This window comes from Streptomyces sp. NPDC051109 (assembly GCF_044455885.1).
Classification (GTDB): domain Bacteria; phylum Actinomycetota; class Actinomycetes; order Streptomycetales; family Streptomycetaceae; genus Streptomyces.
This window is the reverse complement of sequence record NZ_JBITFF010000001.1, coordinates 392,870-407,734: the sequence shown is the minus strand read 5'-3', so window position 1 is coordinate 407,734 and position 14,865 is coordinate 392,870. Positions and strand designations below refer to the sequence as shown.

9 protein-coding genes are annotated in these 14,865 nt (G+C 76.2%); 6 read left to right on the top strand and 3 right to left on the bottom strand.

The annotated features are described in order from the left end of the window. Window positions 1–55: 55 nt before the first annotated feature. The 3 genes from ACIBAD_RS01700 to ACIBAD_RS01690 are packed head-to-tail and all read left to right on the top strand — an operon-like array spanning window position 56 to window position 4,143. Window positions 56–2,557: an FHA domain-containing protein gene (locus tag ACIBAD_RS01700; RefSeq protein WP_398903664.1), complete on the top strand. Its 2,502-nt coding sequence runs from the start codon at window positions 56–58 to the stop codon at window positions 2,555–2,557. A gap of 6 nt (window positions 2,558–2,563) precedes the next feature. After that, window positions 2,564–3,199 carry a hypothetical protein gene (locus tag ACIBAD_RS01695; RefSeq protein WP_398903662.1) on the top strand — a complete coding sequence of 212 codons (636 nt, stop codon included), beginning with the start codon at window positions 2,564–2,566 and terminating at the stop codon, window positions 3,197–3,199. Then, window positions 3,199–4,143: a serine/threonine-protein kinase gene (locus tag ACIBAD_RS01690; protein ID WP_398903660.1), complete on the top strand. Its 945-nt coding sequence runs from the start codon at window positions 3,199–3,201 to the stop codon at window positions 4,141–4,143. Before ACIBAD_RS01695 ends, ACIBAD_RS01690 begins: the two co-directional genes overlap by 1 nt. A gap of 7 nt (window positions 4,144–4,150) precedes the next feature. Here ACIBAD_RS01690 and ACIBAD_RS01685 read toward each other — a convergent pair whose 3' ends face one another. Continuing rightward, a complete protein-coding gene (locus ACIBAD_RS01685; RefSeq protein WP_398903658.1) occupies window positions 4,151–5,470 on the bottom strand; it encodes a streptophobe family protein in 1,320 nt (439 codons plus the stop codon). Between the two features lie 98 nt (window positions 5,471–5,568). Between ACIBAD_RS01685 and ACIBAD_RS01680 the strand changes: the two genes are divergently transcribed. Both ACIBAD_RS01680 and ACIBAD_RS01675 read left to right on the top strand, forming a co-directional pair. After that, a complete protein-coding gene (locus ACIBAD_RS01680) occupies window positions 5,569–6,798 on the top strand; it encodes a DUF6777 domain-containing protein (protein WP_134068166.1) in 1,230 nt (409 codons plus the stop codon). 53 nt (window positions 6,799–6,851) lie between these two features. After that, entirely contained in the window at window positions 6,852–8,924 is a 2,073-nt protein-coding gene (locus ACIBAD_RS01675; protein WP_134068165.1) for a SpoIIE family protein phosphatase, read from the top strand. A 27-nt stretch (window positions 8,925–8,951) separates the two neighbouring features. On the opposite strand, the gene ACIBAD_RS01670 is transcribed toward ACIBAD_RS01675, so the two are convergent. After that, complete coding sequence (locus ACIBAD_RS01670; protein ID WP_398903655.1) at window positions 8,952–9,944, bottom strand: DUF4328 domain-containing protein; 993 nt, start codon at window positions 9,942–9,944, stop codon at window positions 8,952–8,954. Between the two features lie 199 nt (window positions 9,945–10,143). Between ACIBAD_RS01670 and ACIBAD_RS01665 the strand changes: the two genes are divergently transcribed. Next, window positions 10,144–12,831: a phosphodiester glycosidase family protein gene (locus ACIBAD_RS01665; RefSeq protein WP_398903653.1), complete on the top strand. Its 2,688-nt coding sequence runs from the start codon at window positions 10,144–10,146 to the stop codon at window positions 12,829–12,831. Window positions 12,832–12,881: 50 nt separating this feature from the next. Here the strand turns inward: ACIBAD_RS01665 and ACIBAD_RS01660 are convergent, their stop codons facing one another. Next, on the bottom strand, window positions 12,882–14,849 hold the full coding sequence (locus tag ACIBAD_RS01660; RefSeq protein WP_398903651.1) for an ABC transporter permease: 1,968 nt from the start codon (window positions 14,847–14,849) through the stop codon (window positions 12,882–12,884). Window positions 14,850–14,865: the final 16 nt, after the last annotated feature.

The window sequence follows — 14,865 nt, the reverse complement described above, 5'->3', positions numbered from 1 at the left end:
ACCTGCGGTGATGCAGATCCCTGCCGAGCCGGGCGGATCGTGGGAAAATCTGCACATGGCCCAGCGCCCCGGTGCGCCGACCGCGCCCGAGCTCGTCCTGGAAACCGACGCCGGCACCACCGCGATGGTCCCGGGCCGGACGTACCACGTCGGCCGCGACCCCCTCTGCGAGATCTGCCTCGACGACGCCCGCGTCTCCTGGCACCACGCGATCCTGCGCCCCGACGGCGACCACTGGACCGTGGAGGACGAGGACAGCACCAACGGCACCTGGGCCGACGGCCACCGCATCCACACCTGGAGCGTCGGCGCCGGCAGCGAGCTGCGCTTCGGCAGCGCGGCCGACGGCGCGCGCGCCCTGCTGCTCGGGCCGGCCCACGCCGCTCCGGCCGCCCCGGCCGTCCCCCCGGCCCCGGCTGCCCCCGCCGCTCCGGCCGTCCCGCCGGCCCCGGCCGCCCCGGCTGCTCCGGCCGCCCCGGCCTCGGCCCCCGCCGCCCCGGCCTCGGCCCCCGCCGCCCCGGCTGCCCCGGCCGACGCCTCCCGGCCGTCCTCGGTGTCCCACCCGTCCCTCACCGGCACCTTCCGCCGCCCCACCACCGTGCGCCCGCTGCCCGCCCGTACCGCCGTGCGCATCGGCCGCGCCCCCGCCAACGACCTCTTCATCGACGACCTCGTCGTCTCCCGCCGCCACGCCGAACTGCGCGCCCTCGCCGACGGCACGTACGAGATCGCCGACCTCGGCAGCCACAACGGCACCTTCCTCAACGGCACCCGCACCGACCGCGCCCCCGTCACCGAGGGCGACATCATCGGCATCGGACACACCGCCCTGTGCCTCGTCGGCGACCAGCTCCAGGAGTACGTCGACACCGGTGAGGTCTCGCTCGACGTCCAAGACCTCGCGGTCGCCGTCGACCACGGCCGCAAGACCCTCCTCGACCACGTCTCCTTCCCCGTCGGCGCCAAATGCCTGCTCGCCGTCGTCGGCCCCAGCGGAGCCGGCAAATCCACCCTGCTCGGCGCCCTCACCGGACTGCGCCCCGCCGACCAGGGAACCGTCCTCTACGACGGCCGCGACCTCTACCGCGACTACGCCGAGCTGCGCAGCCGCATCGGCCTCGTCCCCCAGGACGACATCCTGCACGCCCAGCTCACCGTCCGCCGCGCCCTCACGTACGCCGCCGAACTCCGCTTCCCGCAGGACACCGCCCCGGCCGAACGCCAGGCCCGCGTCGACGAGGTGATCGGCGAACTCGGCCTGGAACAGCGCGCCGACCAGCCCATCCACAGCCTCTCCGGCGGCCAGCGCAAACGCGTCTCCGTCGCCCTCGAACTGCTGACCAAGCCCTCCCTGCTCTTCCTGGACGAGCCGACCTCCGGACTCGACCCCGGCATGGACCGCTCGGTCATGCACATGCTGCGCGGCCTCGCCGACGACGGCCGCACCGTCATCGTCGTCACCCACAGCGTGCTCAGCCTCGACGTCTGCGACCGGCTGCTGGTCCTCGCCCCGGGCGGGCGCATCGCCTACTTCGGGCCGCCCGAGGAGACCCTCGGCTTCTTCGGCTTCGCCCAGTGGCCCGAGGCCTTCGAAGCCTTCGAGAACGAGCGGGACCGGGACTGGGCGGGGGAGTACCGCAGCTCCCCCCAGTACCGCAGGTACGTACGGAACGCCGCGCCGCAGCCCCGGCCGGAGGGGGACCGGTCCCCGGCGGCCGCCTTCGCCGCCCCGCCGCCCAAGGCCCAGAGCTGGGGGTCCCAGCTCTCCACCCTGATGCGCCGCTACGCCGCCGCGCTCAGCGCTGACCGCACCTTCCTCGCCATCATGATCGCGCTGCCGTTCGTCATGGGCGCCATGGCCCGGGCCCTCGCCGGCAGCGCCCTCACCCCGGAGACCGCGATCAACGCGCTGCTCATCCTGTGCGTGGGCGGCGTGCTGACCGGCGCCGCCAACGCCGTGCGCGAGCTGGTCAAGGAACGCGTCATCTACCAGCGGGAACGGGCCGTCGGCCTGTCCAGATCCGCCTACCTGATGTCCAAGGTGCTGGTGCTCGGCGCGATCACCGTCGCCCAGGCCGTCGTACTCACCCTGGTCGGCCTGTACGGAGTGGACACCAACGCCCCCGGCGGCAAGGGGGTCTTCATGCCACCCCTCGTCGAAATCACCCTCGCCGTCGCCCTGCTGTCCTTCACCGCGATGATGCTCGGCCTGCTGGTCTCCGCCCTGGTCCGCAAGGAGGAGGTCACCATGCCGCTGCTGGTCCTCCTCGCCATCGTCCAGGTGGTCTTCTGCGGGGCCCTGCTCCAGCTCGACGGCGTACCGGTGATCGGACAGCTGGCCTGGCTGGTGCCCTCCCGGTGGGCGCTCGGCGCCATGGCCGGCACCATCGACCTCGGCGCGATCGTGCCGGGAAAGCTCACCGACGACCCGCTCTTCGCGCACAGCGCGGGCGTGTGGCTGCTCGACCTCGGGATGCTCGTCGCCCTGTCCGTCCTGTTCGGGGTGCTGGTCCTGCGGCTGCTGCGCCGCCACGAGCCCGCGATCATGCGGAAGTAGCCGCCGATGACCAGTACGACCGGACCCGCCGACTTCCACCCCACCCACGTGGTCCCCCGGGAGGGGCTGCCCGCCTGGGAGGAGCCCGAGCTCTCCCGGCCGACCGCCGCCCTGGACCCCTTCCTGCCCGTACGACTGCTGTCCCGGCGCGGGGAGTGGGGGGAGATCCTGTGCGCCAACGGCTGGTCCGCATGGGTGGACGGGCGGCTCCTGGTCCCCGTACCCGAGCCGCCGCCGACCGGGGGCCCGCCGCCGTCGCGCGCCGGGGACGCGCTGCCCCTGCTCGCGCACGGGGCCGAGGCCCTGGAGCGCTACCGGCAGGCCGCAACGGGCCTCGCCTCGGGGCGCACCGACAGCGAGGCCTTCCGGCGGGCGACCCGGGGACTGCGGGCCGGCATCGTCATCGACGGGGAGTCCGTCTGGCTGTACGAGGAGGCCACCGGGCGCTGGATGTACGGGGACGGCACCGCCCTCGTGGCGTACGCGGTCGGCGAGGGCCCCGGGGTCCCGGCCGAGCCGGAGCCGCGCGAGCCGCAGGAGCAGCCGCACCCGCCGGAGCCGGAACCGCCGGAGCCGCAGAAGCCGCCGGTCGGACACGAACCCACGCGGATCGTCACTCCGCCCGGGAGCGGAGGGCCGTGATGGCCGCCGAGCCCCTGGGCGGGCGCCCTACGGACCTGCGCGGCAAACGGATCGCCGGATACCTGGTGGAGAGCGAGATCGGCCGCGGCGGCATGGCGGTCGTCTACCTCGCCCGGGACCTGCGGCTGGACCGGCCGGTCGCCCTGAAGCTGCTCGCCCCCGAACTCGCCCGCAACGACGTCTTCCGGCAGCGCTTCGCCCACGAGTCGAAGGTCGCCGCGGCGATCGACCACCCGCACATCGTGCCGGTCTTCGAGGCGGGCGAGACCGACGGGCTGCTGTACATCGCGATGCGGTACGTCCCCGGACAGGACCTGCGCGCCCTGCTGGACCGCACCGGGCCGCTGCCGGTGGAGACCGCGGCCCGGATCGCGGGGCAGGTGGCCTCGGCCCTGGACGCGGCGCACGCCCACGACCTGGTGCACCGGGACGTGAAACCGGGGAACATCCTGGTCGCGGAGGGGACGGACAGCGAACACCCCGAGCACGTGTACCTGACGGACTTCGGGCTGACGAAGAAGTCGCTCTCGCTGACCGGGTTCACGAGCGTCGGGCAGTTCGTCGGAACCCTGGACTACGTGGCGCCCGAGCAGATCTCCGGCAAGCCGGTCGACGCCCGCTGCGACGTCTACAGCCTGGGCTGCGTCGTCTACGAGACCCTGACCGGGAGCCCGCCGTTCCGGCGGGACGACGACATGGCGCTGCTGTGGGCCCACCAGTACGATCCGCCGCCCGCGGTGAGCTCACGGCGGCCCGGCCTGCCGGCGGCGGTCGACGAGGTGCTGGCGAAGGCCCTGGCCAAGTCCCCGGACGACCGGTGGAGCAGCTGCCTGGGGTTCACGGGGGCGCTGCGCCGGGCCGGAGCGCAGGCGCCGCCGCCCGGCGCCCCGCCCCCGCCCCCGCGCTGGGCGCGGCCGGTGTTCCGGGGCGAGGCAGCCCGCTGAGGTCCGGTCACCTCTCGGCGGCGGCGGCGGGCGGCTCCGGCTCCTCGACGAGACCGCGGCGGTGGACCGGGCGGGCCAGCAGCGCGCCCAGGAAGCCCGCGAGCGCACCCCAGACCAGGGCGAGGCCCACGGTGCGCCACAGCACCGGGCGCAGCTCCACGATGCCGCCGACCCCGCCGACGTCCCCGATGCCGAGCAGCGACAGCCCGAAGCGGGCCCGGACACCGGCCAGCAGGCAGACCGCCAGGGTGGCGAGGGCGAGGGCCACGCCCAGGTGGAGCGCGTGCTGCCAGGCGCGGACGGCGGCCGGGGAGCGTACGGCGGCCAGGAAGCCGGTGCCGAGCAGGAGCACGACGGCGACGGCCACCAGCCACCAGGCGCGGGAGTCCCGCTGCGCGAGGGAGGCCACGTCGACCCGGGACAGGTCGTGCCCGCGCAGCACTTCGTCCAGCAGCTGCGGCATCGGCAGCCCGAACGGGCCCTCGACCTCGCCCTCCCAGGCTCCGCCGAACCCCAGGGTGAACGCGAACCAGGCGAGGTTCGGCAGACCGAGCAGGATCACGGCGAAGGTCCGGTCCGCGTGCCCCTGCGTGGCGGCCACCACCAGGCCGACGCCGACTCCGAGGACCACGTACGCGAGGAGCAGCGCCACGGTGGCGAACGCGGCGGGCCGCACCGCCGTGTGGAAGCGGACGAGCCGGGCCGGGAGCGGCGCACGGCGCGAGACCAGCAGGGCGATCAGCAACAGGCCCAGGATCCACAGCAGTCCCCAGCCCAGCGTCGCCGGCAGGGCCGCCTGGAAACCGACCGTCGGGGAGGCGTCGAGGAGTTCGCCGAGATCGGCCACCGGGGAGTCGCCGGTGGCGATCCCGAAGGTCTGGCGGGCGAGGAGCGCGGCGCCGGTGAGGGCGAGCAGCCAGAGCAGGACCAGCGGGCCGGCCCGGGCCAGGAGTTCCCCCGGCCGGGCCACCGCCCGGTTGTGCAGGGGGCGCAGGAAGAGGGCGCCGGCCGTGAGGGCGCCGGCGAGGCTCACCGAGAGCGGGAGTACGGACAGGCTCGCGTCGGCCTCGGCCAGGAAGCCGGCCCCGCCCGTCACCTCGATCGATCCGCCGGCCGCCATCACGACGACCGCCGCGACCACCCGGGGGAACGCGCCGCCCGGCAGGCCGGTCGCTCCCGCGCAGGCCAGACCCGCCGCTGCGACGGCGGCCATCACCGCGAAGCCCGCCACGGCGGCGACGAGGGCGTCCCGCCATGCCCGCGCTGAGACCCCGGATGCCGAGCGCGGCGGTGCCGGACCCGGTGACGACGGACTGCTCACGCTCACGGTGCAACCGTAGGCACGCTCGGCTTGCGGCCACCACCGGGACGACGCACACAATGGTCCGCAGGGACCGGAACTCCGCAGCCTGGGAAGAAGAGCCCGTGACCACGCAACCTTCCGGCCCCGGCCAGGAGCCGCAGCGGCCCACGCAGTCCTCCGGGCCGCCGGGCCCGCGCCCCACCGGCCCGCCGTCCGGCCCCCTCTCGGGCGGGCGGCAGGGCCCGCCACCCACTCCGCCGGCCCCGCCTTCACCGCCATCCGGGGGTACGCCGCCGGGGCCGCCCGCCAAGGGGCCGTGGTGGCGGTCCGTACCCCGGCTGGCCACCGCCCTCGTCGCGGTGACCGGCGCCGTGGTCCTGGCCGTGGTGCTGACCCGGCCCGGCGGGTCCCCTTCCGCCCGCGGCGAGGTGTTCCTCCAGCCCGCCTCCGCCACCGGCCCCGCCCCCTTCACGGAGTCCACCGCCGTTCAGGAGGCCGTGCCGCCTCCGCAGAGCCCGGCGCCGTCGGCGCAGAGCGCCACGCCGGGCCCCGGCACCACCGCCACGCGCACCATCAGCGGTTCGGCGCCGGGCCTGTACGGCGGTACCCGGTCCGTGGCGAGCTGCGACGTCGAGAAGCAGATCCGGCTGCTGTCCGCCCAGCCCGCCAAGAACGGGGCCTTCGCCTCGGCCCTCGGCATCCGGCCCGAGTCCGTACCCGGCTACCTGCGCGCGCTCACCCCGGTGCAGCTGCGCACGGACACCCGGGTGACCAACCACGGCTACCACGACGGGAAGGCCACCGGCTTCCAGGCGGTGCTCCAGGCCGGGACGGCGGTGCTGATCGACGACCGGGGGGTGCCGCGGGTGCGGTGCGCCTGCGGCAACCCGCTCGGGGCCCCGGTCGCGCTGCAGGCCGACCCGAAGCGGCACGGGCAGCCCTGGGACTCGTACCAGCCGTCGAAGGTGGTGGCCATCGCGCCGTCGTCGACGTCCGTCGACAAGTTCGTGATCTACGACCCCCACGACCGCCGCTGGTTCGAGCGGGGCCGGGGAGACGACCGGGGCGAGCACGACAAGCCCGTGCCGCCGCCGGTGCTCCCGCCCGCGCCGGTCACACCGTCGCACCCGGCACCCGCGACCTCCGAGGAGTCCCCGACCCCGCCGACCCCCTCGCGCTCCCCGGCCGGGTCGGCGTCCGCGCCACCGCCCCCGCCGCCGTCCCCGCCGGCATCGCCGCCCTCGTCCCGGCCCGCGTCCGAGCCGCCCTCGGAGCCCGCGTCCGCGCCCGCGTCGGCGCCCCCGCCGGGCAACCCGCCCCAAACCGGCACACCGTCCGCCCCCGCCGGCTGACCGGCGGGCGGCTTGTACGGGCACGCGCCCGGGAACGGTGAGACCCTGGCTGCATGGCCGAAAGGGGAGCGAGCCCCGAGGTCGACTGGCCCGCGCAGCCGGACATGAGCCTCGCGCTCAACCGCATGGGCACCTTCGACTGGGACCTCGACAGTGGGCAGATGCATCTGGATCCCACCGCCCTCGAGGTCCTCGACCTGCGCCCCGAGGAGTTCAACGGCACCCCCGAGGGGCTGCGGGTGCGGGTGCCGCCCGGGGAGGAGGTCCGGCTCGACGCCCGGGTCGCCCAGGCGCTCAAGGACGGCCGCAGCCACTACGGGGCGTACGTACGGACCCGCATGCGCGACGGAACCCCCGTCTGGACCCACATCCAGGGCCACATCCTGCGCGAGGCCAACGGCCGCCCGTACCGGATCATCGGGATCCTGCGCGACGCCGCCCACGACCCCGGCGAGCCCGGCGCCGGCGGGGAGCAGGCCGAAGGGCGGCGCCGGATGACCGGCGTGGTCGAGCGGACCAGCGCGATCCTGGCCCACGCCCGCACCGTCAACGACGTGACCGACGTCCTCAAGGACCCCGAGGCCCTCGGCCACCTCGGCGCGGTCAGCGTGATGCTCGGCATCGTCGACGGCGGCCGGATCCACCTCGTAGCCGAGGGGCAGCTCGGCTCGTACGTCCCCGAGATCGAATACACCCGGATCGACGCGCGGCTCCCGATGAGCGAGGCCGTACGCAACCTCCAGCCGGTGTTCATCGCCTCGCGCGAGGAGTTCCAGGACCACTACCCGCAGCTCTGGCCGTACATCGAGCCGCTGTCCGTGCGCAGCGGCGTCTACCTGCCGCTGATCGCCCAGGGCCGGGCCGTCGGCGCGCTCGGGCTGCTGTACACGAGGGACGGGGACTTCACGGCCGAGGAGCGCAACCTGCTCGTCGCGCTCGGCAGCGGCATCGCGCAGAGCCTCCAGCGGGCCATCCTCTTCGAGCAGGAGCACGACCTGGCGGAGGGCCTGCAGCGGGCGATGCTGCCGCGCCGGATCCCGGAGGTGCCGGGCGCGCGGATCGCCGTGCGGTACCGGGCCGCCCGGATGGGGCGGGACATCGGCGGGGACTGGTACGACGTGGTCCCGCTCGGCGAAGGCCGCGTCGGGGTGATGATCGGCGATGTGGAGGGCCACGACACGGACGCGGCGGCGGTCATGGGCCAGCTGCGGATCGTCCTGCGGGCGTACGTCGCCGAAGGCCACACCCCCGGTACGGCCATGGCGCGGGCCTCGACCTTCCTGCGCGAGCTGGACACGGACCGGTACGCCACCTGTACGTACGCCGAGGTGGACCTGAACACCGGCAGGCTCCAACTGGTCCGCGCCGGCCACCTCGAACCGGTCGTGCGGCGCGGCGACGGCAGCTGCCACCGCATCGCGGTGGCCGGCGGGCTCCCGCTCGGGCTCCCGCCGCGCGACAAGAACCCCGGAGCCGGCTCCGGCTATCCCGTCACCAGCCTCGAACTGCACCCCGGCGACACCCTGGTGCTGTGCACGGACGGCCTGCTCGAACGGCCGGACGGCGCCCCCGAGGCAGGGATGCACGAGCTCATGGAGGCGGTCCGGGCCGGGCCCGTGGACGTCGAGGAGCTCGCCGACGTCCTGTGCGACCTCGTCGGGGACGCGGGCGCCGGCGACGACATGGCCCTTCTCCTGCTGCGCCGGCGCGGCACCCCCGCCCCGCGCGGCGGCGGGCCGCTGCGCCTGCCGCTCACCCCGGGCGACCCCGACGGCCCGGCGATGGCGCGCCACCTGATCCGTGCGGCGGTGGCCGCGTGGGGCGCCGCGGACCGGGCCGACGAGATCGAACTGGCGGCGGACGAGCTGATGACCAACGCCCTCGTGCACACCGATGGCGGCGGCCACGTCAACGTACGGCTGACCCCGGAGGGCCGGATCCGCATCGAGGTCGAGGACGCCAGCAGCGCCCTGCCTCGCCGGCGCGAGGCGGGCGACTGGGCGGTGTCGGGGCGCGGCCTGCTGCTGGTCGACCGGCTGGCCGAGGAATGGGGCGTGGAACCCCGGGGCGGCGGGAAGAGCGTGTGGTGCGAGTTCGCCGTACCGGGGCACGCGGCGGCGCCGTGACGTGCGGGGGCGCCGCCGGGGGGCGGGTCAGAGCGCCGCGTAGGGACCCTGCTCCGCCTTCGTGGTCTGCATGGCCGTCAGCTTGCGGACGAAGACGATGGCGAGGACGGCTGCGGCGACCGTCACCAGGTCGGTGACCATGCCCACGGTGGACGCGTCGCGCAGGGCCTCGGGGGTGTCGGCCCGCTGGTACATCAGGCTGAACACCCGGTCGAGCACGAGCGAGGAGGCCCACAGGGCCCACCAGGCGTTGAGGGGAGCGGCCGAGACCTCGCGGAAGGAGCCGTCGGGCCCGAGCTGGGTACTGGCGGTCCAGGTCTGCTGGGCGATCTGGAACGGCAGGAAGAGGTTGCCGATCGGGATGAACCAACCGCCGATGGCCCAGCCGCGCTTGTGGACGAAGGCGTCGGGGCGCATGATCTCGCCGTTCACGCGCACGCGGTGGAACCAGATGATGAAGACGACCGCTGTGGCCAGCATGATCAGGACCTGGAGGGAGCCGGCGACGGCGGTCATGACGTCCGACCGGTCGAGCGTGCCCTGGCCGACGTCCGCCGCGTCGGCGCTCACGCGCTTCATGAGCGAGAAGACGTACCCGCTGACGGCCGCCGAGAACAGGTTGACCGCGGCCGCGACCCCCAGCAGCGCGGTGACCGCGACCGCCAGGCCGCGCGGGGAGCGCAGCACGTCGGCGGGGGGCCACGGGGCGGCGTACGGCATGCCGGGGTACGGACCGCCGGGGTACCCGGGCCGGGGCGGGCCGGGGTACGGCTGTCCGGGGTAGGACGGACCGGGGTGCTGAGCCGGGTAGGCCTGCGCCGGGTACGGCTGCGGGGCGGCCGAGGGAGCGGCGGGCGGCTGCTCCGGTGCCGGTCGCGGTGTCGGTGCCGGAGCCGGAGCTGAGGCTGCGGCCTCGGCCGGGAGCTGCGCCGCGGCGGGGGCCTCGGCCGGGGGCGGGGGCTTGGCCGGCGGGTGGGCCGGAGGTGGACTCGGCGGGCCCTGCGGCTCGTTCAAGGACATGCGGTGTGTACCCCCCACGGGAACATGCGAAAGAGATGTGGATGCCCGCTGACCTGCGGCGGGCACGCTCGAACCTTGCCAGTCCGGCATCCGGCGGCAAAATCCTTTCTGCGCGCCGGATGGCGGGCGAATGGCTGAAACCGCGGGGCACGTGCGGTCGTGCCCGCCCGGGACGGGCCGAGTGGCCGATCCTGCCTGGGTGCTGAGCCTGCGTCCGCTGTTGCCCGTCCTGCTCGCCGCCGTACTCGCCGCCCCCGCCCCCGCGCTCGCCGCCGGTGCGGGCTCCGACGGGATCGAGACCGCCCGTACCGGCCGGCAGATCGCCCCCGGGATCCGGCTGGAGTCCTATGACCGGCTGGAGGCCGACCGCTGGCTGCGGATCGACGAGCTCCTCGTCGACCTCGGGGGGAGCGGCGGGGTGCGCGCCGAGTACCTGGGCGGCCACGGCCCGGCCACCGTCGCCGAGTCCGCCGCACGCCACCCGGCGGGGCCCGGGCGGCGCGTGGTGGCCGCCGTGAACGGCGACTTCTTCGACATCCGGGGCACGGGCGCGCCGCTCGGGGCCGGCCTGGGCGCCGGCCGGCTGCTCCACGCCGCGGGCCCGGGGCCCGCCGCGGCCCCTGCCGTCGGGTTCGGGGCCGACGGCAGGGGCCGGGTCCTGAGCCTGGGCCTCGACGGGAGCGCCACCCTGCCCGGCGGGGCGGTGCGCCCGCTGACCGGCTACAACGCGGCCCGGCCGGCCGCCGGGGGCCTGTCCGCGTACACCGCCGACTGGCCGGGGACGGAGCTGCCCGCGCTGGGTACCGCCGTGGCGGTCCGGTACGGCCGGGTCACGGCGGCCGCCCGGCCCGTACGGGGCCCGGTGCGCCGGGAGCGTCCGGAACCCGGCACCACGCTGCTGGCGGCGGCCGCCGCGGACGGGTCGGCCGCCGCCGAACTCGCCGCCCTGCGGCCCGGGGACGCCGTGGCCGTCGCCGCCCGGGCCGTCGCGGGCGCCGGACCGGTCCCGGTGGCGGCCGTCGGCGGGCGCGAGGCCCTCGTCGTCGCCGGTGTCCCGCAGAACCACGACGGCGAACCGAACAACACCGCCGCCCCGCGCACGGCCGTCGGGTTCTCGCGCGACGGGCGGCGGCTGCGGATCGTCACCGTCGACGGCCGCCAACGGGACAGCGGCGGCCTCACCCTGACCGCGCTGGGCGCGATGATGCACCGGCTCGGGGCGTACGAGGCCCTGAACCTCGACGGCGGCGGCTCCTCGACCCTGCTCGCGGGGCTGAGCGGGGCGAAGGCCCTGGTGTTGGAGAACTCGCCGTCGGACGGGCCGGCGCGGCCCGTGGCGAACGGGCTGGTCCTCACGGCCCCGGCGGGCTCCGGCCGGGCCGCCGGGTACCGGATCGAGCCCGTCGGCGGTACCGCCGAGGACTTCACCAGGGTCTTCCCCGGGCTCACCCGGACCCTCTCGGCCACCGGGTACGACGCACGGCTCGGTCCTGCCCCGGGCGCGCCGGTGTGGTCCGCCGAGGGGGTCGGCAGCGTCGATTCCGCCGGAGTGTTCCACGCAGTGCGCCCCGGCCGTGCGACGGCGCACGCCCGGCGCACGACGGCGCACGGCGCGCTGCCGCTTGAGGTGCTCGGCCCGCTCACCCGGATCCGGTCCACCCGGGCCCGGATCGGGCTCGCCGAGCAGGGGGAGACGGCGGGGTTCCGGCTGACCGGGTACGACGGGCAGGGCGCGGCCGCCGTCGTGGAACCCCGGGACGTGTCCTTGGAGTTCGACCGGTCCCGGTGGAACGTCGCCGATGACGGCCGAGGCGGGTTCACCGTCACCGCCCTCGCCCCCCAGGCCACGGGCCACCTCCGCGCCACGGTCCGGGCGGCCGGCGGCCCGCCGCGCGCGGCCGTCGACATCCCGCTCGGCGTCGGGCTGGTGACCCTGCCGCTCGCTGATCTGGCCGACGCGGGGGAGTGGACCGGAGCGGGCGCCTCCGTGGCCGAGGGGCATCCGGGCGCGGGGCTCGCCCTGCACCTGCCCCGGGCCGGGGCACAGGCGAGCGCCGCCGCGCCGCGGCCCGTACCCGTCCCGGAACTGGCCCGTTCGCTCACTCTCCGGGTCGGCGGCGACGGCTCCGGGGCCCGGCCGGCCGTGGAACTGGCCGACGCGGACGGGGCCGCCGTCACGGTGCGCGGGCCCGCCGCGGACTGGACCGGCTGGCGGGAGGTCACCCTTCCGCTGCCGGCCACCGCACAGCCGCCGCTCACCGTGACCCGGCTCTCGGCGGTCGGGGGGACCCGCCCCGGACGGCTCGCGCTCGACACGCTCGGCGCCCGGACCCCGCCGACGGGGCCCGCCGCCGTTCCGGTGGTCCGGGATCCGATCGAGGCCGGCGAGGCGGTGGTCCGGGCCCGGCCGTGGCGATTCGCCGTCGGCGGCCGGGGCGGGGGCGGTGCCGGGTCCGGGGACACCGGTGCCGACTTCGTGCTGACCGGCGCCGACCGGCCGGAGTTCGTGCACCGCGGTGTGCGGTTCCTGCCGCTCGACACCGCCGAGCCCACCCTGGCGGGAGGCGGCCTGGATCGGATGCGGGCCCTGCGCGAGGCCCTGGCGGCTGCCGCCCGGGAGCCGGACACGGGCGCGCTGGCCGTCGTACGGGCGTACGCGCCGGACACCGTGGACCGCAAGGAGACGGCCCTGACGGGGCGTCTGCTCGCCGAGTTCCGGCGCACCACCGGCAAACGGGCCGCCGTCCTCACCTTCGGCGCCCCGGAGTTCGCGGCCGACCGCTCCGAGGGCGTCCTTTCGGTGGCCGCCCCGCGCACCGGCCGGACCCTGGTCGGCGTCGACGCCTACGCGCCGGGGGACTGGCTCTCCGTCCGGCATACGTCCTGAACCCGTACGGGTCAGAGCTCGACGAGCGTGACGCCCTGAACCCGTACGGGTCAGAGCTCCACGAGCGTGACCTCGGTCGCCTTCACGCTGGTCCACACCTTCGAGCCGTCCACGAGGCCCAGTTCGGCCGCCGCCTCCGGGGTGATCTCCGCGACCAGGTCGGGCGCCTCGGCCGAGCCGACCAGCACGCGCAGCCGGCTGCCGACCGCCGTGATCTCCCGTACGGAGCCCTGCCAGACGTTGCGCGGGCTGCCCGTGGGGCGGTCGCGGTGCACCGAGACCGCCTCCGGGCCGATGATCGCCAGCGCGGGGGCCCCCTCGGGCAGTGCCTCGGCCACCACCAGCCGTCCCCCGGCGGCGAGTACGAGGCCGTCGGCCGACGCCGTGCCGGACCAGGCGTTGCGGCCGAGCATCCGGGCGACCCAGGGGGAGCGGGGGTGGCGGGTGACCTCGGAGGGCGGGGCGTCCTGGAGGGTGCGGCCGTCGGCGAGGACGAGGACCCGGTCGGCGAGGGAGACCGCCTCGACGGGGTCGTGGGTGACGATGAGGCAGACGCCGCCGAAGCCAGCCAGGTGCGTGCGCAGGGTGTGCCGGACCCGGGCCCGCGTGGTCTGGTCGAGGGCGGCGAGTGGTTCGTCGAGGAGCAGCAGGCGCGGCCGGGCGGCCAGCGCGCGGGCCAGGGCGACGCGCTGGGCCTGGCCGCCGGAGAGCTGTGCGGGCTTGCGGGCGGCGAGGTGGCCGACGCCGAGCCGGTCCAGCCACAGCCGCGCCTCGCGGCGGGCCTCGGCGCGCGGTACCCGGCGGGCGCGCAGCCCGTACGCGGTGTTGGCCAGCGCGCTCAGGTGCGGGAACAGCGCGCCGTCCTGCGGGACCCAGGCCACCTGGCGCCGGTGCGGGGGCAGCGCCGTGACATCGGTGTCGCCGAGCCGGAGTTCGGCGTGGGCGCGCGGGGTGAGCCCGAGCAGGGCCCGCAGCAGGGTGGTCTTGCCCGCGCCGTTCTCGCCGACGACGGCGATGGTGGTGCCGGGATCGGCGTTCAGGGTGAGCTCGTTGAAGCCGGTGACGGTGGCGTGCAGCGGCCAGTGGCCGTCGTCGTCGGGGGCGCCGGCCGGAGCGGCCGGCAGCTCAGCCGTCACCGGCGCGCCCGGCGTCCCCCCGGCTCCGGGGGCCGCGGCCGCCGCCTCGTCCGGCGCGGCCGGGGCCGCGGCGGGCCCGGCGGCGGCCGGGGTGCCCGTCCAGCGGCCGCGCAGGGCGATCAGTACGGCCATGGCGATCACCAGCAGGAGCAGCGAGACGGAGGTGGCGGCTTCCGGCTCGTCCTGGAGCAGCAGGTACACCTGGAGCGGCAGGGTCTGGGTGGTGCCGGGCAGGTTGCCCGCGAAGGTGATGGTCGCGCCGAACTCGCCGAGCGCGCGCGCCCAGGTGAGGGCGGCGCCCGCGATCAGGCCGGGCGCCACCATGGGCAGGGTCACGGTGAAGAACACCCGGACCGGCGAGGCGCCGAGGGAGGCGGCGGTCTCCTCGTAGCTCTGCTTGAGGCCGCCGAGCGCCCCCTCCAGGCTGATGACGAGGAAGGGCATGGCGACGAAGGTGGCCGCCACGACGGCCCCTGACGTGTGGAACGGCAGCGTGATCCCGAACGTGCCCTCCAGCCAGGGCCCGAGCAGTCCGCGCCGGCCGAAGCCCAGCAGCAGCGCCACGCCGCCGACGGTCGGCGGCAGCACCATCGGGAGCAGCACCAACGAGCGGACGAACGCCTTCCCCTTGAACGGGACCCGGGCCAGCAGCCAGGCCAGCGGCACACCGAGGAGCAGGGAGAGGCCGAGCGCCCACAGGGAGACGAAGAGCGAGAGGCGCAGCGCCTGGACGACACCCGGGCTGGTGAGGTGGGTGCCGATCTCGCCCCACTCGGTGCGGGTGAGGATGCCGATGAGGGGCAGCAGCAGGAACGCGACGGCGAGCAGCGCGGGGAGCGCCAGGGTCACGGGGGGCCGGGTGCGGGTGCGGTGTCTGCTCATGTGGATTCCTGGCTGA

Coding starts and splice junctions, on each gene's coding strand:
- ACIBAD_RS01700 (WP_398903664.1), top strand. CDS start 56: ATGGCCCAGCGCCCCGGTGCGCCGACCGCGCCCGAGCTCGTCCTGGAA.
- ACIBAD_RS01695 (WP_398903662.1), top strand. CDS start 2,564: ATGACCAGTACGACCGGACCCGCCGACTTCCACCCCACCCACGTGGTC.
- ACIBAD_RS01690 (WP_398903660.1), top strand. CDS start 3,199: ATGGCCGCCGAGCCCCTGGGCGGGCGCCCTACGGACCTGCGCGGCAAA.
- ACIBAD_RS01675 (WP_134068165.1), top strand. CDS start 6,852: ATGGCCGAAAGGGGAGCGAGCCCCGAGGTCGACTGGCCCGCGCAGCCG.
- ACIBAD_RS01670 (WP_398903655.1), bottom strand. CDS start 9,944: ATGTCCTTGAACGAGCCGCAGGGCCCGCCGAGTCCACCTCCGGCCCAC.
- ACIBAD_RS01660 (WP_398903651.1), bottom strand. CDS start 14,849: ATGAGCAGACACCGCACCCGCACCCGGCCCCCCGTGACCCTGGCGCTC.